Source organism: Rhodoferax sp. BAB1, from assembly GCF_013334205.1.
Classification (GTDB): Bacteria; Pseudomonadota; Gammaproteobacteria; order Burkholderiales; family Burkholderiaceae_C; genus Hylemonella.
Genome location: NZ_CP054424.1, coordinates 1,650,147 through 1,675,173, shown reverse-complemented (window position 1 = coordinate 1,675,173; position 25,027 = coordinate 1,650,147). Strand labels below are relative to the sequence as shown.

The window sequence follows — 25,027 nt, the reverse complement described above, 5'->3', positions numbered from 1 at the left end:
AAGAGCCAATCCCTACCACGGGACGGAGGCAGTGTTTCTCGTCACAGCATGTGGTTGCTAACAGGTATTACATGTGTTTTTACACATCCCGTAAATTGGGGATGACAGTAAGGCACGACCTACCTGATACTGCAAGCGGAATCCATCGGCTCTTTGAAAAGCCCACATCCGTCGGCGATTCCCAGCGTTCGAACCAGAAGGGGCGGCATCGCGGGATTCGGGTCGAAAAGTCATCTACAGGGTATACACGAATGAGCTCGGATCGATTGTCACCAAGAAAACCAGCCATCAGGAGAACTTGTCATGCCGATCCAGCCGACCTATCCCGGCGTCTATGTCCAGGAAGTTTCAAGCGGCGTCAGGCCCATCACGGGTGTGGCCACATCGATCGCCGCCTTTTTCGGTCGAACCCTGAAGGGGCCGATCAACAAGGCGGTTCGCTGTCTCAGTCATTCCGATTTCTTGCGCGAGTTCGCCGGCGGGCACGCCGCAAGTGAAATCGGAGCCAGCGTCAAACAGTACTTCGACAACGGCGGAACGGATTGTTACGTCGTTCGGCTTGCTCACAATGCCCGCAAGGCCGACATCACCTTGAAGAATCTTGCGGGAGCCAGTGTCTTACGGGTAATTGCAAAAGATGCCGGAGCCTGGGGCAACAACGTCAGGCTGACCGTCGACTACAACACGATCAATCCGGACGAAAGTTTCAATCTTCACGTGTCCCAGGAAGAGGGTGGGGTGATCGTCCGGAATGAGACGTTCCTGAATCTTTCGCTGAATCCGGCATCGTCGCGTTATGCGCCAACCTTCATTTCCCAGAGTTCGAAGATGGTTGATGCGCAACTTGTATCTGGCTTCAATATCGAATCGTCCACCATCGTGGGTTACAGCGAATGCCGCCGCGTTATTGCCGTTGCGAATCTCACTGAAATCAAGGACAAATTGAATGAACTGGTTTACCCGACAGTTCCGGCGAACGCAGCCAGTAAATTCGATATCAGTGTGAATGACAGTCCCTTCATATCCATCGATATGAGGCAGATCAACCCCGCCTCCTTTACCGCAACCACCAAGCCGGCGCTTGAGACGGAAATTGCCGGTCGGATCAACCCCAAGCTGGCGGCCAGCGGGCTCGCGATAACGGTTTCCCTGGAAGAGATAGATGCAGGTTCGAATCTCTGGGGCTTGAGAATAAGTTCGAACACGGCGAACAAGCTCAGTGTCAAGGTGCGCCGCGCCACCGCCAACGACCTTGCCGGGCCGTTGATGATGGGGCTGGACCAAGGTGGTATTGAAGTCGCCAGATATTCAGATCTTCGACCTGTCGCCACGGCAACGTATTTCTCGGGCAGCCCCAACGCTCTGGCCAAGCTGCTTCAGAGCGATGTTGCCACGCTTGTTTTTGGCGGCGCGCCGACGCCGAATGTCATCGACCTGAATTCTCCGGTTCCTAACCTGTTGAGAACCACGGCGGCGGCAGACCGCTGGTTCAAGGATGCTCTTGCCACGGCATTGACCAATCATTCGGATGGTGTCAGGGAAAAACTCCAACTGATCGCCCGAAATATCAATGACAAACCCGACGCTCCCGTGACCGCCGAGGTATGGGGGGGGTATCGCATTGCGTTCAAACCCAAAACCGGAATGCTGAACACCTCATACCCGCTCACGAGTACGACGACCGACATCAGTGCCGCGTTCACCTCCAATGTCAGGCAATACGCATTGGGCAATATCGGCACTGGGTCGCATCAGAACGGGGCTGGGGCCATCGGCCGTGATGACGACGGAACCCCGCTGACGGTTGCAGATTACACGGGGAGTGCCCTGGACCATACGGGGTTCAATGCGCTCGATCGCGTGGATCTTTTTACCTTGATGGTCATTCCGCAGGACGGGGATATCGATGAAGGTGAGTATCAGCAGCTGTTCGGGCCGGCAACCACCTATTGCGAAAAGAGGCGGGCGTTTCTTCTGCTTGACGCCCCCGGCAGCTGGACAAACGGCGAGAGGATGGAGGCGGATGCGGCGAAAGTAAATTCACTTCGCGCCGGTATCGTCAAGTCACATTCGGCGATCTTTTATCCAAGGGTCAAGTACAGCGATGCCGGGATCGTCAAGTCGATCGGGCCGTCGGGAATGATCGCCGGTTTGATGGCCCGGACGGACTCTCAGCGCGGCGTATGGAAGGCGCCCGCTGGCACCGAGGCCGATTTGCGCGGCGTTCTGGACGTCGAATTGAATCTGACCGACGCCGAGAACGGCGTGCTCAACAAGCTCGGCGTGAACTGCATCCGCAAGTTTCCCAACGGCATCGTGAACTGGGGCGCCCGCACCCTGGATGGCAGCGACGACTTTGGCTCCGAGTGGAAATACATCCCGATCCGGCGTCTGGCTCTGTTTCTCGAAGAGTCGCTCTTTCGTGGGACCAAATGGGTTGTTTTCGAGCCCAACGACGAACCCTTGTGGGCCAAGATCCGGATGAATCTCAACGCCTTCATGATGAGCCTCTTCCGGCAGGGCGCCTTCCAGGGAGCCACGCCGGACAAGGCGTTTTTCGTCAAATGCGACGGGGAGACGACAACCGCAAGCGATCGAAACCTTGGCATCGTCAATATCCAGGTCGGGTTTGCTCCCCTCAAGCCTGCTGAGTTTGTGATCATCAGCATCCAGCAGATCCCGGATGCATAAGCATTAGAAGGAGAAACACATGGGCAAAGGATTTGAGAAGAACGCCAAGCGATTCGACCCTTACAAGAATTTCAAATTCAGAATTCTGTGGGACAACAAGCCGGTTCTCGGGGTGAGCAAGGTGAGTGCGTTGAAGCGTACGACGGAGGTGGTGAAGCATCGTGATGGCGGTGACAACAGTACCGACCACAAGTCGCCAGGCAGGACAACCTACGACGCCATCACCCTGGAGCGCGGCCTGACCCATGATCCCGAATTCGAGAAATGGGCCAACAAGGTGCATCCGTATTCGGGCGATACATCCATGGATCTCGCCGATTACAAGAAGAACCTGACGCTTGAGATGATGAATGAGAAGGGGCACGTTGTTTACAGATACTTTCTGTATTACTGCTGGGTCAGCGAATACACGGCCATGCCCGAGCTCAACGCCAACGCCAATGCCGTGGCCATCGAGTCGCTCAAGATCGAACTCGAAGGCTGGGACAGGGACCTCGATACCAAGGAGCCCAAGGAGAGCGACGACGTACCTCTGGGTTGACAACTGAGCCAGGCACATGAATTCAGCTTCCAGATCGCCCGCGGGTGAGTTGCTGCCGGATTTTTCGCATTCTTTCTCGAGGATGTTCCCGTCGGCCGGCGTGGGTATGCGCCGGTTCGGGATATCTGAGAATGATCTGGCAATCGACTTTTCCGAAGGCAATACTCCGGCGCTGGTCACACGCATACTGGAGCAGTGCGCGGTAGACCCCGGCGGTCGCCTGCCCGCCGGGTTCTTCCGGGATCTCACGGCCGGCCGCCGCCTGGAGTGTCTGCTTGCGGTCGCGGCCGGGGCGGACGGATCGCCTTTCCGTTTTCCCTTGCATTGCATCGGTTGCGGTCAGGAAATCGAGCTCGAACTCACGCTCGACGATATCGCGCATCAGCAACGAGAGTCTGACGGGATCGAAAGCATCGAGGTGCAAATCAGGGGAGGGCCGGTCCTGTTTCGGAAACCCATAGGGCGCGATCAGGAGAGGTGGGCGGAGATGGACTTCGAGGATACGGGGGAGGCCTTGACAACGATGATCGGGACGCTTGCCGCATCCGCTCATGTGCAGGAGCTGCTGGACCCGGATGCCATCGATCGAATCGACGCGGCGATGAATGAGGCGGATCCGCTGGTCAACTTCCATTGCAGCGTGCGCTGTGCCGAATGCGGCTCTCTCAACGATTCCTTCATAGACCTTTGCGACGTGGCCCTTGCTGCGTTGAGTCGTATGCAGAAGCAGCTGATCGTCATGGTCCATAAGCTGGCCTCGCGGTATCACTGGAGCGAGCGGGAAATTTTCTCTGTTCCCCATTGGCGGCGTGAAACGTATCTCAATCTGATCAACGCGGGGCGATAGATCGTGAAAGGCTATTTCTTGCGCATGGCCAAACAGAGCGGACTGCGATACGCCGGTCAACCCGGTCGATCGTCGGCGATCGGGAATGAAATCCGGGGCGATGGAGTTCTCCCGATCGAACGGGACGAGACGATCCTGGTTCCGCCGCCCGCACCAGGTGCGGCAATGGGCGTCAGAGGCGAAACAGGCCCGACCGGCAGGCTCCAGCCCGTTCGGTTGCAAGTGGAGAGACTCGACACCGAGCCGGGGCCATCCCCGTCCCGTCTGCAAGACACGGTACCCAGGCGACCGGAGAAACGCGAAACGGGCATCGCACCGGTTGACCCCCGTTCTTTTATCAAGCCCCCCTCGTATCCTGAGGTCAGGCAGTTCGTGGCCGGGGACGGGCGAGCCAGTGCGCCGGCCGAACTCCACGGTCGAGATCACAGCTTGGGCAAGGAAACGACGGATTCAGATGCGGCAGAGCCGCATGCGCAGCATCACGGGCGGGATGCTGCCGCCAAACCCGTTGAATTCAAGCGGCCCGACCGTCCCGCCGGCGTTGATAACGAAGAGCCGCCATTCTTCGCCAGAACAGCTGCGGGTCTTGAAAACGGAGGCAAGGCGGCAGAGATACGGAGCATTTTGTTCCAGGAAGTTCAGGAATGGGTCGCCGCCTCGCCGGAGCGTGCCTGGAGCGAGGACGTGGATCCGGACTGGGCGGCTGGCGCCGCGACGACAACGCCGACACCACGAAGAGGAGCGATCGGCACGATCACGCGAGATGGTTCGCCTGGTAGCGAACATGCGCGCGTCGGGCCCCTCGAGCAGAACTTCGAGCTCTCGATTGGCGCGGTCAACGTCATCATTGAGGAGGCAATCCAACCCGCGCTTCCGGTGCCGGTGCGGCAGAAGAGCGACAGGATGGCTGCTCAAGTTGCCCGGCCTCGGTCCACACGACTGAGCCGGAACTACATCTGATCCCCCATGTCCCTCGCCGCCACATCCAAAGCTATCGGAGCCGTTACGGAGGCGCTCAAGGTGCGTCTGGATGCGCGAACGGGGACGACAGTCAGTGTCGGTCGGCTGGATCAATCGTCAGGCTCCAATGCACACCTGAATCTTTTTCTCTACGAGATCGCATTCGATCCCCACTTGAAGAATACGCCGCTGAATGAAGGAGAGAAGCCCCCCGTCTGGCTGGTCCTGAAATACCTGCTGACAGCGTTTGAAAGTACAAGTGTCAGCGATTCAGCCAAGGCGCACGAGATCCTGGGCGCGGCGATCAGGGCTTTGCACCAGGACGATCTTCTGAAGCTTTCGGGTTTGGCGGCAAGCCAATCCATCCCTCTCGCAAGCAATCCCAGTGCGCTTCACGTGACATTCGACGAATCTCCCGCGGAACTCGTCGCAAAGTTGAGTCACGGTTCGGACGAAACGCCCAGGCTATCGATCGCATTCCATGTGCGTCCCGTAATGATCGCCTCGGGCGAGCCCGGTAATTATTCGCTGCTGGTCGGCGTGGATTACACCCAGTCTCCCGTCGCCTTGTCATCTGCTCCAGTCGGACTGGATGTCATCCCCTCGATGGGGGTCCACATCACTGAACTGTTGCCAACCGGGTTTGAACTCGACGAGGTGGTTTCCATCCGGGGAACCGACCTCCATCTGGAGAGTCTTTCAGTTGAGCTCGGAGGTGTGGAACTTCCGGTCGTGTTGCAGCGTCCCGATGAACTTCAATTCAAGGTGGATGCGGCAATTCTGGGCGCCAGCGGAATTTCGGCTGGTAGTCATCCGATCTCGGTGGTGCAGTTCCACCCCGGAACGGGCAAGAAGCGGAAGAGCAATCTCGCCATCGGCCATCTCGTCCCGACATTGACGTCGGCGGTGATTCCGGCGCTCGGTCTGACGATCATCCCAGCGGCTTCACCAAGCGCTCCTGAAAAGGCATACGCCACCATCAATCTTGGCGGCAAGCTGCTGGGCAACAAGACGGATGACGTGACCGTCGCGCTATACCGGGACGCGAGAGTGCACAAGATGTTCGATGTCTTCACCATCCTGTCCTCGCCTCAGCCGCCCTTGCAGCCGGCACAGCAGCTGGTGATGTCGGCAAACGATGCGGTGCCAGCGGGTGACTACAAGGTCATCCTGCGGGTCAATGGCCAGCAGGCGCCCCAGAGTCCCACCATTTCATTGCGCATCCCATGAAGTTCACGGCAATGAACCTGGACGACGTCGTTTTCTCGCCCAATCTGCGAGCTGATGATGATCTGGCGAACTACTGGATGCGGCAGGCGACGCTTCGCGCGCGCCGGGAAATCGCCTGGTTGTGGCACGAGCGCGGCCTTGGCGGCCAGGCCCGATCGGGTGCCTTGCCACCGGTGATCGACAAAGTTTCCGATTCGCTCGATCTTTCCCGTCACTGGGGGGAGAAGCGGCGATTCCTTGCTGAGGACGTGACTGCGGGCTATTTGACGGAGAAGTTGCAGTCTCCCAAACCCGGAGGGCATCGCGTGCGACGCGGCTCCTTCAGCTGGGTTGTGCAGGAACTCGCACTCGACGACGTTTCCTCGTTCGCTCTCGGACTGGGACTGGCCGTTGCCTTCGACGCGAGTTTTGGCGCAATCATCGCTGCCTGTCTCAACGACCCCTCGCGCATTCACCCCAACCTGATGCTGATCCAGCGGCTTTGGGATGCTCCGGAGGACGCGCTGACGCTTTCCGATCCCATGCACCCTATCTTCCGTTTTGGGCTCCTACGCCGGAGCGCGGCTTCGCAAAGGGCGCTTGCCGAGACGTTCTGGGAGCAGCCTCTTGCCGTTCCATCCATGGTGGCGTGCGAGCTGCTGTCCGCGGAGCCGGTGATGCCATCGGGACTTGAATTGCTCGATCCGGCGAGGTCGAAGGAGACGGCGCTGGAGAAAGCATGCGAGCTCCTTGCCTATCGCCTCAAGACGGAGGAGGCCCGCCATCTGCGTGTGGTTCCACTGCTGGGCAATCAGCGCTCGGCCTATCGCCGTACCGCGCTCGATCTTTCCTGCGTTTCAAAGCGATGCTTGTGGGATTTCCAGGGCGACCCCTCGCTGCTTGCGAACGAGGACTACTTCAACATGCTGGCGACCCTGTGCTGGTTGCAGGGCAGGGCACTTCTGGTGCATCACGAGCTTTACGAATCAACCGAAAAAGCGCGTGAGCGCAATGAAGGACTGCCTTCGACCTGCGTTCCGGTGACGCTGTTCCTGGCCATTTCGGATCTCAGGCAGATCAAGCACATTGACGCCGAACTGGTCGCGCCGGTTCTCCGGGTTCCCGCATTGACATACGAGAAGCGGCTTGCCGTCTGGAATCAGGAATTTGAAGCCCGACAGGGGCCGATGGCCATCGTGTTGGCAGAAATCTCCAGGCGGTTCCGCTATGAAGAGGAAACCATCCGCCAGATTGCCGCCGAGCTCAAGGCGTTGCCAGCCCCGCCGACTGAAGAGGACTTCATCGCCGCCTGTCGGTCCGAGCTTGCCCTTGACGTGGGGGGGCTTGCCGCCTATGTGGAGCCGCGGTTCATCGACGAGCGGCTGATTCTGCCCAAAAAGCAGGAGCTCCAGTTCGAGGAACAGCTTGCCGCCATGGCCTCTCTGACCAAGGTTCACTACACCTGGGGCACCGCCCGGGCCTGGAATGAAGGCGGGATCACCGTGCTTTTCTCGGGGCCGCCGGGAACGGGGAAAACCATGGCGGCGGAAATCATGGCGCAGCAGCTGAAATTGCCCATGTACCGGGTCGATCTCTCGCAAGTGGTCAACAAATACATCGGCGAAACCGAGAAGAATCTGAAACGCATTTTCGATGCGGCCGAAGTTTCCGACATGGTCCTCTTCTTCGATGAGGCCGACTCCCTGTTTGGCAAGCGCACGGATGTCAATGATTCGCGTGATCGCTACGCCAATCTCGAAGTCAGCTACCTGCTCGAGCGCATGGAGCGCTTCAAAGGCCTGGGAATCCTGGCGACCAACCGCAAGCGCGATCTCGACGAGGCCTTCATGCGCCGTATACGCTACATCATCGATTTCCCCGTTCCGGATGAACTGCAGCGCATTGCCATCTGGAAACAGGTCATCCCGCGGCATGTCGCTGAAAACTCCGAGATCGACATTCCGTTCCTGGCACGCCAGTTCCCGCTTGCCGGGGGCAATATCCGCTCCATCGTTTTCAATGCGTGCCTGCAATCCGCGCATGGTCAAGACGGAAGGAATGAGCTGTACATGAAAGATGTGCTGATTGCGGTCAAACGTGAATACGACAAGATGAATCGTTCCATGAGCCTGGATCAGCTGGGGCCCTATGCGCACCATATCGAAGCGTTGGACTAGCAAGTGATGAACAAGCGACGCATCCATGTCGAGACCATGAACATCCGCATCCGCGGCGGATCGGCCGCGCAGGGGCGGGCGCTGAGCCAGGGCCTGGCCCAGGAAATCATGCGCGGGCTGGCCGATTCAACGGCGAACGCGGTGGGGGCAAAAGGAATCGGCGAGTTATCGGCCGTAAAGATCGTGGCCGACGGCAGTCAGCGCGTTGCCGGCATGAAGAGGCAGATTGCGGGTCGTGTGGTGGATGAGCTCCGGAAAAAGATCTGACTGAAAGGAAGAAGACAAATGTCTGGTTTTCTGATGCGGGGAGCGCTGATCGAATATGGCTCCGACTTCATGGGGCCGATACCCAACGTCGTGATTTTTCAGTTCAATCCCGAAACGATGACACGAACGGTGGAGATCCCGCCACGTCCGGCATCGGCGATTGCGCGTGAAACGACGCAGGCCGGCGAATCGTCAACAGAGCGAATCACGCTCAAGGCGAATTTCAGCGCCGCCGACGAGTTCGGAAAGAACAAGGTCCTGGCACGCCTCTTCGGCGTGGGGGCCCGTCTGGCGGCGCTGGAGAAGATGGTCTATCCGGCGAATGAGCTCGCCTCGGCGATAGGCTCCGCCTTGGGCCTGGGTGGTGACGACGGGGCCGGTGACCCCCGCCAAGCCATTCCGCGCCAGAAGATGCCCCGGATCCTCTTCATCTGGGGGCCTTACAAGGTCCTGCCGGTCGTCATCGAGTCCATGAGCATTACGGAGCAGCAATATGACTTCTTGCTCAACCCGATCCAGGCCGAAGTCTCGATCACGATGGCTGTCAATGCCGCCGACGCATGCTCCGACGACGAAATTGGCAAGGGCGCCTTGAGTTATTCGAATATGGCCAAGGACGCACAGGCGATGGCCAACCTGGCGAATACCGCCGAGCAGGCCGTCGAACTGATTCCCTTTTGATTGAGGTTTATCCATGTTTGATCCAAATTCCCGGTATTTCAAGAGCCAGATCGTGGAGGTCGAGACCGGCAGGGGCAAAGGCAAGACCAGCGCCGTGGCCCTAAGGCGGCTGCCGTATACCGAAGGAGAGCTGACCCAGGTGAGCGGTTCAGACCGGCTCGACATCACGGCGCACCGTCGCTACAAGGATGGCACCAGGTATTGGCACATCGCCGATGCCAATACCGAGCTCGAGGCGAATACCCTCGTCAGGCCAAGGCAGCCGGGGAACCCGTTGTCGAAGCAGGACACGTCCTTCGTCCTGATTCCGAAAAGCTGATCCATGAACAAGGAATTCAGGGTCTATTTCGGGGGCGTCCTGGCGTCGCGGGAGCAGCTGGATGCGATCGAGGAGATCGTCGTCGAGCAGGAGATCGGCCGTGCCTGGGAGGCGAGGATCAAGATTCCCGTCTGCATCGCCGAGGATGGCTCCTGGGACGGGGAAAACGACCCGAACCATGCGGAGTTTGCCCGCGTCCGCATCGAAGCGCGCATAGGCGAGGGAGATTTTGTTCCCCTGATCGACGGCAGCATCCAATCCCAGGAGCCTGACTACAACGCCTCACCGGGGCTCAGCACCGTCACGCTTGTCGTTCACGACGATACGATCAGGCTGCATCGTCACGCCGAGTCCGTTTCCTATGCCGGACAGAGCGATGGTGAAATCGTGAGTGCGATATTCGATCGGGCGGCGCTCGGGGAGGAGCCTGATATCGATACGCTTCCCGATCGCCCCGATGCGTCGGTTGTCCCCAACCAGCACGGCACGATGATGCAGATGCTGCGTTCCATCGCGGCCAGGTACACGAACTTCCACGCCTACGTGCTGCCCGGCGGCTCCGTAGGCACCAGCAAGGGCTGCTTCAAGTGTCTCCCCGACGAGCCGGATGACGGCTTGCCGGCGATGTTCCTGGGGGGGCCGAGGCGCAATATCTCCAGCTTCCGCATCCAGCGCAATTCGGACCGTGCGTCCAGAGTCGAAGGCGCGCATCTCAGCATGAGCGATTTGAGCGTCACGACGGCGAGTGCCGGCCCCGACGACAGCCTGACCTCGGGACGCACCGGTGCGACGACCGGCGACGACGCCGATCTGCGCCTGCGCCGTCTTCCGCCCGGGACGGGGGACCTGACCGATCTGTCGGAAGCGGCCCTCGGCATGGCCGGGGAATCGGGCTTCACGCTCAGGGCGGAGGGGAGCGTCATCCCCGCGCTTTACGAAGCGATCCTTAGCCCCTACAGGATGGTCTCTGTCAGGGTGTCGGCCAGCCGATACAGCACGGACTACGTGATTCAAAAGGTCGTGCATACGCTGGGCGTATCTGAGTACACGCAAAGCTTCACGATGCTTGGCAATGTGGTTTCCGCGTCGGACGCGTCCGATAGCTCCGCGCCCCGGGCGGCGGCCTCGTTGGCGGCTGTTTTCAACGTCCAGATGGATATATTCTGATGAGCAACTCTGAATACGAGTCTCTTCTGATCGAGCTCGCCGAGTGGAGAAATCATTCGCGTTTCGGGAAATACCGGGGAACGGTCGATTCCGTCGAAACGGGTGATGAACTCGGAATCATCTCGGTCAAGGTGCCGGATGTCTTCGGGCCCGATTTCGTGCTGGAGAGAGTCCGCCCCTGCTCCCCCTTTGCAGGGAGCAAGCATGGATTTGTGGCCATCCCGGAATCCGGCGACGGTGTCTGGATCGAATTCGAAGCCGGAAACCCGTCGCTTCCGATCTGGACGGGTTTCTGGTGGGCGGACGGTGCGATGCCCGAACCCAAGGGCCCCCTGGTCCGCAGCTTCATCACGTCCAAGGGCCACAAGCTCCTGTTGAATGACGATGCCGACAATGTCCAGCTGCTTCATGCCGCGGGAGCCGAAGTCACCATGACCGACAGCGATGTCACGATCAGGATCGGTGATTCCACCATCAAGCTGACCAAGACGGATATCACCCTGCAGGCCGGCGCGGTGTCGCCCCAGCCGCAGATCAAGATCGAGGCCGGCCAGATCACCCTCCAGACGAGTTCGGTCGGGTCCGTCAAGCTGACATCGGGCGGCGTGGATATCGGGAGCGGCGCCATGAAGATAGGAGCCTGATGTCATGCCTGGATACCTGCTGACAACAGCAAGCCAGATCCGGTGCACTCATGGCGGTACGGCGACGTTGACCACCATGAACGCGAAAGTGAAGGTCGAGAGCGCACTCGCCCTGCTCGAGTCCGACGTGCATGTGGTCGCGGGCTGCCCGTTCACGCTGCCAGGGCCGAAGCCCTCGCCCTGCGTGCGAATCGAATGGACGGCGGGCGCGACCATGTGCAAGGTCGACAACATCAGCGTACTCGTTCAGACGAGCGTGGGCAGATGCATCAGCGCAGAAGGTTCGACGCAGGGCATGGCCATCGTCTCTCCGATGCAAACCAGGGCGCAGGCGACGTAGACATATGAAACTCCAGAACGGAAAACATCTCGCGTTCCCATTCCGTGTCGGCGACGACGGTCGGATGCGGACGGTGCGAACGCTCGACGAGCACATTCGAGACGAGATCGTCCAGCTGATCCTTACCAATCAGGGGGAGCGTCCGTTCCTTGTCGATTTTGGCGGAGGCGTGCGTCGGCTGGTCTTCGAGGCGGCGGACGAGGCAACCGGTGCCGTCGCCAAAGCGACGATCACTCAGGCCATCAATCGCTGGCTGGGACATCGAGTGGTGCTGGATTTCATCAAGGTCGATATCGAGAACGCGACGATCACGGTCGATATCCGGTATCGCCTGGCGGGCACCGAAGAGTCCCACCTGCTGCGCTTCCAGCGGGAAGGCACCTGACACTCGTCCAGCATATGTACAACGACCTCGAAAAACCCCTGCGAGAGCTCGCTCTGGGTGAGCCCCTGGCGGAGCGTGCGCGATTGATGACGGACGCGCCGGCGGCCAACGCGCCCAACGGCATCAAGTTCGTTCGCGTCATCGCGGTGGACAACCCTGGCGACGAAGCGCGTCTTGAGGTCCATTTCTTCAATCTGAATTTCCTGGCGGACATCGTTGCCAGGTACACGGCCGAGAGGTCGCTGGCGAAATCGATTTTCACGGTATCGGGCGGGTCGCGCATACGCGCAGGAGGCGCGCTGGGGCAGGTCCAGGTGAATGTCGCACCCTTGCCGGCGCCGGCGTCGATCACGATGCCGATCCCGGGGAAACCCGTGCTGGTTCTTCGTGTGAAACCCATCGGCGACTACTCGACCTACCTCCTCGGGGTGGGTGCCGTGTCGGGTTCCGGGTGGGTCTTCGATCCCTTGTTCTCCGAGATCAGTTTCAAATTCCGGCCCGGCTGTTTCAACACGAATTGCGCCCCCGAATGGGAGACAGCGCTGCCGCCGTTGCCCGAGCCCGCCATCGACTATCTCGCGAAGGACTATGGCTCGTTTCGCCAGACGATGATCGCGGCCATGATGGCTCGCGTTCCGGAATGGGAGCCGACGAGCGAGGCCGACCTCGATATGGTTCTGGCCGAACTCTTCAGCGTCGCCGCGGACGAGCTGAGCGATTATCAGGATCGGGTCATGAACGAGGCCTTCATCGCGTCCGCCCGCAAGCGCGTATCGATAGCCCGCCACGCCCGTCTGATGGACTATCACATCCATCAGGGCAATCAGGCGTCGTCATGGCTGGCGATCGAGATCGAGCACGATGCCGGATCGCCCAAGGTGTTCCAGCTCAAGGACGGACTCAAGGTCTGGGCGGGCGAGAGCACGGTCGATGTGCCCAAAAAGGAGGCGGACCAGTCGATTGTCTTCATGTCGCGGCACCGGGATGAGGCCGGGCAAGACACGGGGACCTCCACACGGACCCTGCACCAGTATCTGAACAATATCGGCCTGTACACCTGGAGCGACAGCATCACCACGTTGAAGGCCGGCAGTGTGCGTGCCGATCTCAAGCTCTATCGGAAGTTTTACCTGGACGATGCCGCGACGCCCATCGCGGAGACGACGGAGGCGCCGGCGAAAGAAGTCCAGGATCTGATCCGCAACGGGAAAACCAGGTATCTGGTGATCGAAGAGCATTTGAACCCCGAGACCGGCCTGAGCGCAGGGCGAGATCCATCGAAGCGGCAATTGCTGCGCCTGCTTGCCGGGAGCGATCCCGCAACCGCCGCGCTCGCGCTCAAAGATCCGGTGACGGGCGAGTGGTTTGTCCGGGTCCGCTGGGAAAAGGAAGATGCACTGCGCCGTGACTATTGTTTCCGGGTCAGCTGTCCTGCCGGCCAGCCCGGCATGGCCACGGGCGCCGTCAACAACATTTCCCTCTTTCACGGAAACCTGGTCCAGGTGTTCCACGGCAGGGAGAAGACCTCGATCTTCAAAGAGCGCGGTGAAACACTGGGGACCCATCCCGCGCTGGCGCTTGAGTTCCATTACGAACGGACCCGGTGGGGCGCCATCTGCCGACTGCCAGACGCCTTTCTTGCCTATCGCAATACCGAGCCGGGGGGTGAGGTGGCACCCCTTTCCACGCTGAAGATCAGCGTCCAGGCTTCGGCCGGTGCGGCCTCCGACCCCTGGAACGAAGTCCCGAATCTCATCCACAGCACGGATACATCGGAGGGCGGGGACCATTTCATGGTCGAAACGGATGAAAACAGGCGCAGCCTGATCCGCTTTGGCAACGGGAGGAACGGCATGGAGCTGCCGGATGGCGCTGTCGTCACCGCCACCTATCAGTATGGGGAGCCGCTGGATGGGAATGTCGGGGCGGACACGATTGTCAATTTTGATGTGTCGACCGTGCTTGTTGATCCGGCGGCTCCCGCGCTCAGGCTGCGTTCCTGCTGGAATCCTTTTGACGTGACCAACGGCAGGGACCGCGAGCCCGTCGCCGAAATCATCCGACGCGTCCCGGAGGCCTACCGGCAGCGGCAGCTTCGGGCCGTGACGATCACCGACTACGTAGCCCGCGCCGAGGAGATCGACGGTGTTTCGCGTGCCGCCGCCCGGTATGCCTGGACTGGCAGTTGGCGCACTGTGCATGTCGCCATCGACCCAATCGGCACCAACGAGCTGTCGGATGCTCTGCGCACGAGGATCGAAGCCCATCTGAATGCCGTGCGCCTGATCGGCGAGGATCTGGAGGTGCGCTCGCCGGTATTCGTCCCGCTCGAAATCAAGGTGGTTCTCTGCGCCAAACCCGATGTCTGGGCTGAAGACATCAGGTTCGAGCTGGAGCAGGAATTTTCAGACGGCTGGACTCCAGATGGCCGCATGGGGTTCTTCCATCCCGACCTCTGGACTTTCGGCCAGACGCTCCACGCGAGCCAGATCATCGGTCGCGCGTTCATGGTGAGCGGTGTTGCGCATGCCGTCGCCCAGAGAGCCCATCCGGGAAGCGCGGAGCCGCCCGCCAGCGTCTCGATCAAGCGCTGGAATTCACCTTTTGCGCCTGTCGAATCGCTGACCCAGATCGCATACAACGAAATCATTTCTGTTCAGAACGATCCCGATCATATGGAGCGTGGCTTCATCACATTTGAAATCAAGGGTGGCCGGCGATGAGCGACGACACATGCGACAACGGCTGCGTCCAGCCTCTGCGCTTTCCGCGCAGACCGGGTGAAAATCCGCCCGCCGTTCACGGCGAGGGGTGCCCCTGCTGCGAACCCGAAGCCCGCACCAGCTCCGACAACCGGCCGGCGCTGTCGCATTTCAATTACCGCATCGGCACCTACGGGACGATGCGTGAGTGGCTGTTCCATCGGGTCAATCAGGCTCCGGCACTCAGGAACTGGACGCATCGCACTTCCGATGACCCGGCCATCGCCTTGCTCGAGGGCGCCTCGATCCTCGGCGACATCCTGACCTTCTACCAGGAGACCTACGCCAACGAAGCCTTCTTGAGGACAGCCAAATGGCGCTCCAGCATTTCCGACCTGGTCCGTCTGCTCGGCTACCGCCTGTCGCCGGCGGTCGGTGGCAAGGCCGTCTTCGCGTTCGAGATCAAGAAGAACGAACCGGTGCTCATCCCCGCCGGATTCCCGCTCAAGGCGACGCTTGAAGAGACCGGGAAGCCCGCCGATTTTGAAACCAGGCAAGAGATCACGGCATATCCCTGGCTCAGCCGGTTCCATTTGTACAGGCCGTTGATTCAACATGAGATTGAGCCCTCCACGACGGAATTCCACATCTCCTATCCCGAGCAGCTGCTGGCGCCTGTCGAGCTCAAGGTCGGCGACCGTCTCCTCATGGGGGAGCAGGTCCTTGCGGCCGGCCCGGCCGCCGGACAGCCAACCGACGCGCAGATTCAGGCCGGACAAGCGGCAGGCACAAGCATTCTTCTGGCCACGCAAGAGGCGCTCGCCGATGCGCAGGCGGCGCTGGGCGCGGCCCAGTCGGCCGATACGGCCCATGCAAGCCTGATCGAGATGGCGACCAAGGCCGCGGAGATTGCAGCCAGTGATGCCGAGATGCCTGCGGTCAATGAAGCTGTCCGTAGAATTCTTGTCGAAGCGGAACGGGCCCGTGAGGATATCGGTGATTGCCGGGACGCCACCTACGAGGCCCATACCTCGGCCACGGGGATGTCCAGCTTGGTGCTCGGCATCGCCGGCGACCGGGCCCTTGCGCCCGGGGTAGCCGATGCTGATTTTCAGGCCATCCTCGCCATGGTCCGGCCGGAAACGGAAGAGGTCGATCGGCAGGCTCAGCGTGCGCTGGATCAGGCGAATGCAGGGCGTTTGGCAAGTGATCCCGGTTTGAAGTATTCGGAAGACCGCATGGATCTCTATGCGAGAAACGCCACGGCAAGCGCCCTAGCCAGTCAACAGGCCGACCAGGCCGCGAAGGAGGCGGCCGAGAACGCCGTCAGGCTGGCGGCGATCGCTCAATCGAGCGCTGCGGCAGGTGCATCTGACCGGGTCGCGGCGACCGCTCTCGCGAATGAGGCGGACAGGCTGGGGGGGATTGCCGAGACCGAGGCGGGGCAGGTCAAGCCGGCCATTGACCTGGCAACCGTTGCGGCCGGTGCGGCATTTGCATCAGCAGCAGCATCTCCAATACCGTTTGATCCGATCTCAGATGGCTTGGCCGTCGCTGCAGGGGTGGCTGTAGCGGCAGCAGTGACGGAAGCAAACCAAAGTGCAACGGCAGTGACCGATGCCAAGAACAAGACAAGAGAAGTATTTAACGCGCTTTCTGCTTCCACCACTGCTGCCGCAGCTCAAAGCGTCACCGATCGCGCCAATGCCGTCGCAGCCCTTGGGGAGGCCAGCAGGCTGGCAAATGACGCGGTGATCGCAGCCACGAACATGGCGCGTGATCGCGCAAATCTGGTCTATTCCATCGGCGTCGTCATCCGGCGAGCCGGCGTCGTCAACGATGCCGCCCGTGCCTGTGTCGTCGAGCTCGAAAAACTGATCCGGTCGATACGGACGGTGGATATCGAAACCGTGCGCGAATCCGTGATCCAGTCCCGTGAGGTCGTTGACGGCGATGGTAATCCGGCGCGCCTAAAAAATGCCGAGATCGTCATCGTCGATTCGGTGCGGGAGTTGCATGGTCGGAAGATCTTCAGGATCAAGGGGCGGCTCAAGCGTACGGGTCCCGTCGGGCATCTTTCCGCTTTCAAACTCGGCCGCTCGTTCCATCATTTCGGATACAACGGGCCGCCGACGACAACGAAAGTTGTCGAACCCATGGTGTCGAAATCGACCACCCAGACCGTGGCCGGAAGAACCACCACGACGGTCACCAGCCCCCCCATACCGGAAAGAAACATTGCGTTCTCAAGGTTGCTGGGGGGCACGACGGAAAGCGTCGATCGTGCCATCCACCTCCCCGGGAATGCGCAGGCGACCCGTATCGCGGAGCCCCCGCTTGGGACGCTGGATTTCCCGCTCGAACTGGAGGCCGACAACCTCGCGGCCGGGATGACATTTGTCGTGCAGGCCACCTTGTTCGGTTCGCCCAATACCGCGAGATCTTCGGAGTTCGCTTTCACCAGAAAGGTTGCGCAGGTAAGACCGCTGACGCAAACCTGGGGGCTCATGACGGGTGCAGCGAGCATGGTCACTTTTGAGCAGCCGCTCGGCGCCTTTTCGGAGGGCGTCCGGTACCGCATCGCCGATATCCGTGATTTCATGCTCCATGAAGCCGTCAGCCCCATGCTCACCATCAGGAGCGCCCGAAAGGAAACCACTGCCCATGGCGGCACCACATTGAGTTTCCTTGGCACGGCCGACCAGGTGAGAAGTCTCAAAGGCCGGCGGATCATGCTTGACAAGGCGAATTCGGAGCCGGCGATCCTGACGGTCGAGCAGGTGCCCGCATTCTTGCCCCTCGATACCGCGGATTTTCCGATCCTGCGGACCATCGCCTTGTCCGCCGAGGTCGATTACGCTGATTTTCCCAATGAGAAGCCGGTGACCATCGCTTACGGAAATCTGGTCGACGCGGACCAGGGCAAGACCCTGCCCGAGGTGGCGCTGGGCAATGGCGATGCCTCCAAGGTTTTCCAGAATTTCAAGCTACCGAAGGCGCCGCTGACCTACCACATCGTTCCTGAGAACACTCCGGCCGAAACGCCGGAGGCGGAGATCTACGTGGACGGGCGCTTGTGGAAGCAGGTGGACAGCTTTTTCGGCCGGGGTCCCCAGGAGCGCATCTACATCATTCGGGAAGATGCGGCCGGCAACAGCTGGGTGCAGTTCGGCGACGGCAAGGCAGGGGCGCAGCTCAGCACCGGAACCGGCAATGTCAGGGCGGTCTATCGCATCGGGGCACAGGCGCACGGCCCGCTTTTGGCCGATACCAAGGTCCAGGCCGCCGCAACGCTCAAGAACCTCGACAAGATACGGATGCCCATGGCCGCCACCGGTGGGGCGCCGCCCGAGGACGGAGAGAATGCCCGCAACGCCGCGCCGGGCAAGGTGCAGAGCCTGGGGCGCATCGTGAGCCTCAAGGACTTCGAGGCTGAAGCGGCGGCCATTCCCGGGGTGGCCCGCTGCGCGGCGGCCTGGCAACTGGTTGAAAATGTCCCGGCAGTTGTCGTCAGCGTGCTGATGGAAACCGGTCGCCGCGCGGAAATCCAGGCGGTCCGCGATACGCTGAATTCCTACAACACCGCGCGCGGGGCGGGGCGCACGGCGATCGTCGTGGACGAAGGCCGGCGCATGTATGTCGCCGTGGCGCTCCACTACGCACTCCAGCCGGGGTTCCGGGCAGACCTGGTGGAGCCCGAAATCCGCCGCGCCCTGGGGGCCAGTTCCGGTTTGCCAGCGGGTCAGGAAGACCAGACGGGTCTCTTCAGCCTCAGGCAGAGGCGTTTTGGCGGGCCGGAGTACTCGTCCTCTATCGAAGGGGTGGCCCAGAACGTCGACGGCGTGCTGTGGGCCAGGACGATTTCATTCATGAGACTTGCTGACGCCGACCGGCCGGAGTCCATCCCCCTGCCTTCGGTCGGCCCCCTGGACACCATCGTCTCGTGTGACGCCGGGCACATCCTATGCCTCTACGACAGGCACCTGTCCTTGACGGCGATAAAGGCACAGGGAAGCTGATATGCGGAACAACAAACGCGTCGAACTCTACCGCCGGCTTCCGGAGATCTACAGGATCAAGGACCAGGACCTGCCGGAGAAATATCTGCACGAGGGCGAGCGTGTCGAGGCCCATCAGCTGCGCAGCTATCTGGAACCGGTGGAGGACATGTTCTCCGCCATCCACGAAAACATCGAATCGCTGTATCACGATTTTTTCATTGAGACCAGTGACGATTGGGTGATCCCGTACATCGGGGATCTGCTGGGAACCAGCCATATTTCCGGCGACGCATGGACCTTGCGTGCCGATGTTGCCGACACCATTGCGCTGCGTCGTCGCAAGGGCACCCTGGGAGCGATCGAGCTGCTGGCCTATATCCTGACGAAATGGGGGGCGCATTCCGTCGAGTTGATGGAAAACATGGTGTGGAACCAGAACCTCAACCATCAGCAGCCGGACGCGGGAGGCATGCCCCCCTACGGCCGTCCCGGCGTGGGCCGTGGCGCTCCGATCCGCGGCGGCACGATGACGCTGCGCGATCCGTCGGTTCTGGCGCAGTTGAACACGCCCTTCGATACCTTTGCCCACCTTGCCGATGTCCAGCCGCACGAGACGGGCCAGCCGCGTTTCAACCTGCCCAACCTGGCCATCTATTTCTGGCGGCTGAAAGATCATCGTCTCAAGGTGACCAAGCCGCTGATGCACAAGGTGACGCCTGCGGCCGGCGCTACACGCGTCGTCCGGGTCAACGTCAGTCCGATCCCGGTCAACAATCTCTCCGCACCCTACGTCGGGCCTGCCAACCTGCCCGCAGGGCAGCCGGTCACGCTGTTCAACACGAACCGGCTCGACCTCAGCCACCAGGGCCGCTCCATGCGAGACAGGCTCAATCCGGCCACCATGGCGCCCCGCATCTCTTCGGCGGACCAAGTCCCCGGACCGATCCCCGTGGAGCGCGTGTCCGACAGCGACATCGCCGCCCGGTACGATGCCTCGCTGGCCTCGCCTACGCCGCAGCCGCTGGAGGCCTTCGCCGCGGCCTCGTTCACGGCGCCGCAGGAATATGTGTCCGTGGGCACCTATGACGAGACACAGCCGGATCTGCGCACGCTGGCGATTCCCGATGTGGGGCTGCAGCTCCACCTGCCCGACTCCGTGTTTCCGGACCAGGGCTGGCCCCATACCGCCTTGCCGCGAAACTGGACCATCCGCGGAGAGAATCTCTGCGCCTGGGAAAAGGGCCTACAGCCGGAACTGAAAGAGCGCGAGATTGCCATTGATCCGATCCGGGGGCGCATCTGCATAGGCGTCTCCAGCGACGCCAGGGCGGATGCGCTGCTCAGCCATCTGCTGCTCACATGGACCTATGGATCGGTCGGGGATGTCGGCGCACATCCCATTTCCTATCCGCCGCTGCCCAAAGAGTTTGATCACAACGAGACGCCTACCGTGATCCACAAGGCCGTCCATCTGCGCCAGGGGCCGGGTCTGCAGCAGGCCCTGCAGGACGCGCTGACCGACGCGCGGCAGAAGGTTCTGGCCAACCCGGCGGCGCTTGGGCAGGTCCCGATCGTCATTGAAATAGGCGACAGCCGCACGCACACCCTAGATATCGGCGCGCTTGCCGCGGCCGACCGCACGACCGAAGGCGGCGGGCAAAGCATCAAGCTGCATGCACCGCTCATCATCCGGGCGGCGGACGGCGAGCGCCCCGTCATCGAGCTGGTTCGCCCGCTCGCGTTCCGGCCGGCAAGGATCGTCGGTGCCAGTCCGGCACAGCAACTGCAGTTCGATGCCGTCACGGACGCCCTGTTCGTGCGGCTGGAGGGACTGTATGTTGCCCGGGGTCTGGATTTCGCGGCCGGCCAGCCGCTGGTTGCGCGCGCCGCGCTGAACCGCCTGGAGATACTCAACTGCACGCTGGACCCGGGCGGTTTCCGTCGCTACGACCAGACCCGCGCGCCCTTGCTGCCGGGCATCAGGCTCCAGGAGCCTTTCGGCTTCGCAGACGTGGCGGAGGAGCGCGAGTTCAAGCAGTCCCCGGAGATCCTCATCCAGCGCTCCATCTGCGGGGCGGTCTTTACCGACGCAGGGTACCGCCTTTGCATCGCGGATTCGATCATCGAATCGATTCCCGTCGCGATTCCTCTGGGCGAAGGCGGAACACGGATCGACCCGCTCGCGCTCTCCGGCGCCAGTGATCCCGTGAACGGATATGGCGGACAAACCGTCATCAAGAATACAACCCTCAAGGGAAGGGTTCGCGCAGCCAGTATCGACGGCAATGGTGTCATCTTCTGTGGTGTGCTGGAGGTGTTCGATCAGCAGTCGGGCTGCCTCAAATTCAGCTATTTCTCCGACGACTCGGTGACTGCCGCGCTGCCGGATCCGCTCAGGAACCGCCTGCCACAGAACTTCGCCTGCGTCAGCGGCGGGGATGCGCGGCTCATCTTCACCAGTGAGTTCTTCGGCGACGCGGCCTACTGCCAGCTTTCGCTCGAATGCGATCCGCGCATCCTGGAGCAGGGCGTCGGCGCCGATCAGATGGGGGCTTTCAACTTCCTGAAGGAAGCCCACAAGTGGCGCAATCTGCGCATCAGATTTCGTGAGTTCATGCCTGTCGGAATCAGGCCGCTTTTGATTCCCGTAACCTAGAAGAGGCCAGCTATGAGAGGCGATTTTTCCGCATGGAACAAGGACAGAGCCCGGAACTTCAGGGGGACTCTTCACCAGCAGGGCAGGGTCCTGCTCGACCGCGACTGGAACGCGCAGACCGAGATACTCAATGAATGGCAGGAGACCGCCGGGCGCGATGCCTTCGGCGCCGGCGTTGCCGCGGTCCCGGCGGAAGTTCCGCAGAGTTTCAGGATCGTCGAGGCAAAAATCGATGCCGGCACGGTCAGGCTGTCCGCCGGCAAGGGCCGCGTATGGGCCGACGGCCTGCTGGTGGAAGCGGCAAGAGATATCAGCAACCGTGTGGCCACATATCTCAATCTCCCTTCGGGGACTGTGCCGGTTCCCGCGGATACGCCGCGCGATACCGTGATTCTGGAAACGTGGCTTGAGGAGTTGAGCCCGTTTCAGAATCCCGGCCTGCTGATCGAACCCGCCCTGGGCGGCGTCGACACGACCGAGCGCGTCCAGACCGCCTACCGTTTCAGACTCTTTCGCATGGGGGAGGGGGAGACGTGCGGTTCGATCATTCCCGGGCTGAAGGACGATTCTTCAGCCAAGGGCAAGCTCAGGGTCAGGCTCAACCCGAATGCCATGAGTGATGGCGATTGCCCGGTCGTCGAAAGCGGCGGTTATACGGGTTTTGAGCACCGCCTCTACCGCATTGAAATTGCCGAGACGGCAAAGACGGGGAGCTGGTTCAAGTGGTCGCAGTTCAACGGCGGCCTGGTGGGCACCGGTGATTTCGACGCCGTCAGCCGCAAGGTTTCACTGCACGGCAACAAGAACGCCATCGTCCACTCGGGCCTTGGCGAGTTCTATCTTGAGGCCCTGGAACTGGACGAGAAGTTCGGGTACTGGCGCGTCATCTACGGCGCCAAGGCGACGCTGGGGCCGGACCACACCCTCTCGCTTCCTCCGTCGGGCGATCCCGGGGAGTTCCTGGGCGCGCTGCCGCCGGCGCCGGTCAGCGGGAAGAGATTTTTCCGGCTATGGAACGGCATCGAGCCGATCGGCAGTTTCGTGGCCGCCGAGAGGGATCTTCCCGATCTGGTCGGCATCAAGCTGCAGTTCGACACCGGAGCCGCGGAAAAGTACACGCCTGCCGATTTCTGGACCTTCGAGGTCCGGGCCGGCGGAGTCGGGAATCCGATGTTGCTGGTCGGCGACCCGGCCAGCTCCGCCGGCGCGCCGCCGCAGGGCATCTTCTATCACCGTGTTCCGCTGGCGGAGATCACCTGGGTGGGCACTGTCGTCAGCGGCGGCGATATCGAAGACTGCCGACGGGTCTTTCAGCCCCTGACGAAAATCAAGACCTGCTGCACCTACCGGGTTGGCGACGGCATCCACTCCCATGGTGATTTCACCAAGATCCAGGACGCCGTCAACGCGCTCCCCAGGGAGGGCGGAGAGATCTGCGTGCTGCCGGGGTCTTACAGCGAGAACGTCCACATCCATGAGCGGACGAACATCGTCATCCACGGTTGCGGGACGCATACGCGGGTGGGCGCCGTTGCCGCCGACGCCGGCGCGGCGCGGCCGGCGTTTTTGCTGACCCATTCCGCCGCCATCGAGATCCGGGACATGGCCATCGAGGCGGGGCCGCGCAGCGCGATGCATATCGAAAATTCATGCCACGTGACGGTGCGGCGTTGCCTGGTTCAGATGCGCGACGTCTACTCGTTGTGGCAGGCGGTCTATAGCCGCGGTGACGACATCCTGCTCGAGGAAAACACCATTGAAATCCTCCCCGCCGACGGGCGACCACCCGAGGCGACCGTACCGCCAAGGCCAGGCGACGCCCTGGCGCCCGCCGGCGTCAACACCCCACCGCACCCCGTGGTGCTTGCCGGGGCGGCCAGGGGCGGCATACAGCTGGCCGGTGGCTCTGATCGGGTTCGCATCCTCAACAACCTGATCCAGGGCGGGACATGGAACGGCATCACCCTGGGGAGCCTCGAGAAAGAGGAGGCGGAGCCGGAGCGTGAAGATACGCCGGACATCCCCGAAACCGGCGATCATTGCGAGAAGTGCAAGCCGACAGACCTGACGGGCGACACCCGGTCCGCCGACGGCAAGCCGCGTTTCGTCTCCGCGGGAGACCTGTACGACATCGAGATAAGCGGCAATCGCATTGCCGACATGGGCATCAACGGCATTGGCGTCGTGCGCTTCTTCGACCTGATGAAGGACGGCGACATGATCGGGGTGCATGGCCTGCACATCTGCGACAACGTCATCACGCGCTGCATGCGGCTGGAAGCGGCGAAGATCGGCAAGGCCATGGAACGACTGCTGGGCTATGGCGGCATTTCATTGGCGAAAGTCCGCGACCTTCGCATCTTGCGCAACGAGATCTTCGGCAACGGCAACAGCCAGCCCGTTCCGATCTGCGGCGTCTACGCTTTGTTCGTGCAGGGACTGCAGATCGACGACAACCGCATCTTCGACAACGGGCACGGATCCGACGTTCCCGGAGATCTGGTGACAGGCGGCGTGCGAGGCGGCGTGCACGTGTGGATGGTGTTGCCGATGGTCGAGAAGTCGGCACACGGGAAATACGAGTCTTCGTTCATCCATCGAAAGTCTGTCCGCAACGGCCTGAGCAGTTGCGTCATGCGGGACAATTTCATCGTCGCCCCCCTGGGGCGCGCGGTAACCTTCTTCGCGCTGGGGCCGTCGGTTGTCGCGCGCAACCGCCTGGTGACGCAAGGAACGACGGGCAAAGGACTCGACCTGCTGGCGGCCACTGTTCTTGTCGCCAATTTGGGCATCAGCAACGAATGGACGCTCGGTCTTTTCCTGATGCTGGTCCTGTCGATCAAGCCCAAATTGACCACGGTGGACAGTTCCACCTACTGCACCTTGGCAAAGATGTACGGAACGATCAAGAGCGAAAAGCCGCCGGCCCTCTGGCCCCCGCTGATTCGCAACTGGTCGACAGGGAAGCTGCTTTTCACCGAGAACCAGGTCACGCTCGATGTGATCGACGAGCCCACGAAGGTTGCCTTGAGCTCCGTGATGGCCCTGTCGCTCGACGATGTCGGCATGGTCGACAACCAGTGCGAAGTCAGCTCCACCAATTTCTTTGTCGCAAGCAATGCTTTCGTCGGCGGTGGCAGCGTGCGTGTTGTCGACAACCGGTTCTCCGAGACCTGGATGCGGGCCTTCCGGTCCGCGGTCACGGTTGCGGGTATGAACACCACCACGGACAACCAGTCCACACACTGCATCAAGGCCAAGGCGTTGTTGCCGGGCATGTTGATCTTCAAGGACAACCTGGCCATGGTGGAAGCGTTCTGCCCCGGGCAGTGCAAACAAGGGTGATTATTTTGTCGTTCTGCCTGACGGCCAACAAGCTGGAGTTCCAACATGCCTAGCGGATCCCGAAACACAGGAGTGCTTTCATCCCTCGTCGAGGG

17 protein-coding genes are annotated in these 25,027 nt (G+C 61.2%); all 17 read left to right on the top strand.

What is annotated here, in order from left to right; genetic code table 11:
• The first annotated feature begins 303 nt into the window (after nt 1–303).
• Nucleotides 304–2,691: a phage tail sheath subtilisin-like domain-containing protein gene (locus tag HTY51_RS07995; RefSeq protein ID WP_254607021.1), complete on the top strand. Its 2,388-nt coding sequence runs from the start codon at nt 304–306 to the stop codon at nt 2,689–2,691.
• Between the two features lie 19 nt (nt 2,692–2,710).
• Entirely contained in the window at nt 2,711–3,232 is a 522-nt protein-coding gene (locus tag HTY51_RS07990) for a phage tail protein (RefSeq protein WP_174252247.1), read from the top strand.
• 16 nt (nt 3,233–3,248) lie between these two features.
• On the top strand, nt 3,249–4,079 hold the full coding sequence (locus tag HTY51_RS07985) for a hypothetical protein (RefSeq protein WP_174252246.1): 831 nt from the start codon (nt 3,249–3,251) through the stop codon (nt 4,077–4,079).
• 429 nt (nt 4,080–4,508) lie between these two features.
• A complete protein-coding gene (locus HTY51_RS07980; protein ID WP_174252245.1) occupies nt 4,509–5,039 on the top strand; it encodes a hypothetical protein in 531 nt (176 codons plus the stop codon).
• A 6-nt stretch (nt 5,040–5,045) separates the two neighbouring features.
• Nucleotides 5,046–6,269 carry a DUF4255 domain-containing protein gene (locus HTY51_RS07975; RefSeq protein ID WP_174252244.1) on the top strand — a complete coding sequence of 408 codons (1,224 nt, stop codon included), beginning with the start codon at nt 5,046–5,048 and terminating at the stop codon, nt 6,267–6,269.
• Nucleotides 6,266–8,425: an ATP-binding protein gene (locus HTY51_RS07970; RefSeq protein WP_174252243.1), complete on the top strand. Its 2,160-nt coding sequence runs from the start codon at nt 6,266–6,268 to the stop codon at nt 8,423–8,425. The genes HTY51_RS07975 and HTY51_RS07970 overlap by 4 nt, the downstream gene beginning before the upstream one ends.
• 6 nt (nt 8,426–8,431) lie before the next feature.
• Entirely contained in the window at nt 8,432–8,692 is a 261-nt protein-coding gene (locus HTY51_RS07965; protein WP_174252242.1) for a hypothetical protein, read from the top strand.
• Nucleotides 8,693–8,710: 18 nt separating this feature from the next.
• Nucleotides 8,711–9,373, top strand: coding sequence for a hypothetical protein (locus HTY51_RS07960; RefSeq protein ID WP_174252241.1), 663 nt, complete (start codon nt 8,711–8,713; stop codon nt 9,371–9,373).
• Nucleotides 9,374–9,386: 13 nt separating this feature from the next.
• Complete coding sequence (locus HTY51_RS07955; protein ID WP_174252240.1) at nt 9,387–9,692, top strand: hypothetical protein; 306 nt, start codon at nt 9,387–9,389, stop codon at nt 9,690–9,692.
• 3 nt (nt 9,693–9,695) lie between these two features.
• Complete coding sequence (locus HTY51_RS07950; protein ID WP_174252239.1) at nt 9,696–10,859, top strand: hypothetical protein; 1,164 nt, start codon at nt 9,696–9,698, stop codon at nt 10,857–10,859.
• Nucleotides 10,859–11,503 (top strand): phage baseplate assembly protein V, encoded by a 645-nt coding sequence (locus HTY51_RS07945; protein WP_174252238.1) that lies wholly within the window; start codon nt 10,859–10,861, stop codon nt 11,501–11,503. Before HTY51_RS07950 ends, HTY51_RS07945 begins: the two co-directional genes overlap by 1 nt.
• A gap of 76 nt (nt 11,504–11,579) precedes the next feature.
• Entirely contained in the window at nt 11,580–11,843 is a 264-nt protein-coding gene (locus tag HTY51_RS07940; RefSeq protein ID WP_217448256.1) for a hypothetical protein, read from the top strand.
• Nucleotides 11,844–11,847: 4 nt separating this feature from the next.
• Nucleotides 11,848–12,228 carry a GPW/gp25 family protein gene (locus tag HTY51_RS07935; RefSeq protein ID WP_174252236.1) on the top strand — a complete coding sequence of 127 codons (381 nt, stop codon included), beginning with the start codon at nt 11,848–11,850 and terminating at the stop codon, nt 12,226–12,228.
• Nucleotides 12,229–12,242: 14 nt separating this feature from the next.
• Nucleotides 12,243–14,951, top strand: a complete 2,709-nt coding sequence (locus tag HTY51_RS07930) for a baseplate J/gp47 family protein (protein WP_217448255.1) — start codon at nt 12,243–12,245, stop codon at nt 14,949–14,951.
• Nucleotides 14,948–18,949: a hypothetical protein gene (locus HTY51_RS07925; protein ID WP_174252235.1), complete on the top strand. Its 4,002-nt coding sequence runs from the start codon at nt 14,948–14,950 to the stop codon at nt 18,947–18,949. Before HTY51_RS07930 ends, HTY51_RS07925 begins: the two co-directional genes overlap by 4 nt.
• A gap of 1 nt (nt 18,950) precedes the next feature.
• Nucleotides 18,951–21,587, top strand: coding sequence for a hypothetical protein (locus tag HTY51_RS07920; protein WP_174252234.1), 2,637 nt, complete (start codon nt 18,951–18,953; stop codon nt 21,585–21,587).
• A gap of 12 nt (nt 21,588–21,599) precedes the next feature.
• On the top strand, nt 21,600–24,932 hold the full coding sequence (locus tag HTY51_RS07915; RefSeq protein ID WP_174252233.1) for a DUF6519 domain-containing protein: 3,333 nt from the start codon (nt 21,600–21,602) through the stop codon (nt 24,930–24,932).
• The last annotated feature ends 95 nt before the right edge of the window (nt 24,933–25,027 follow it).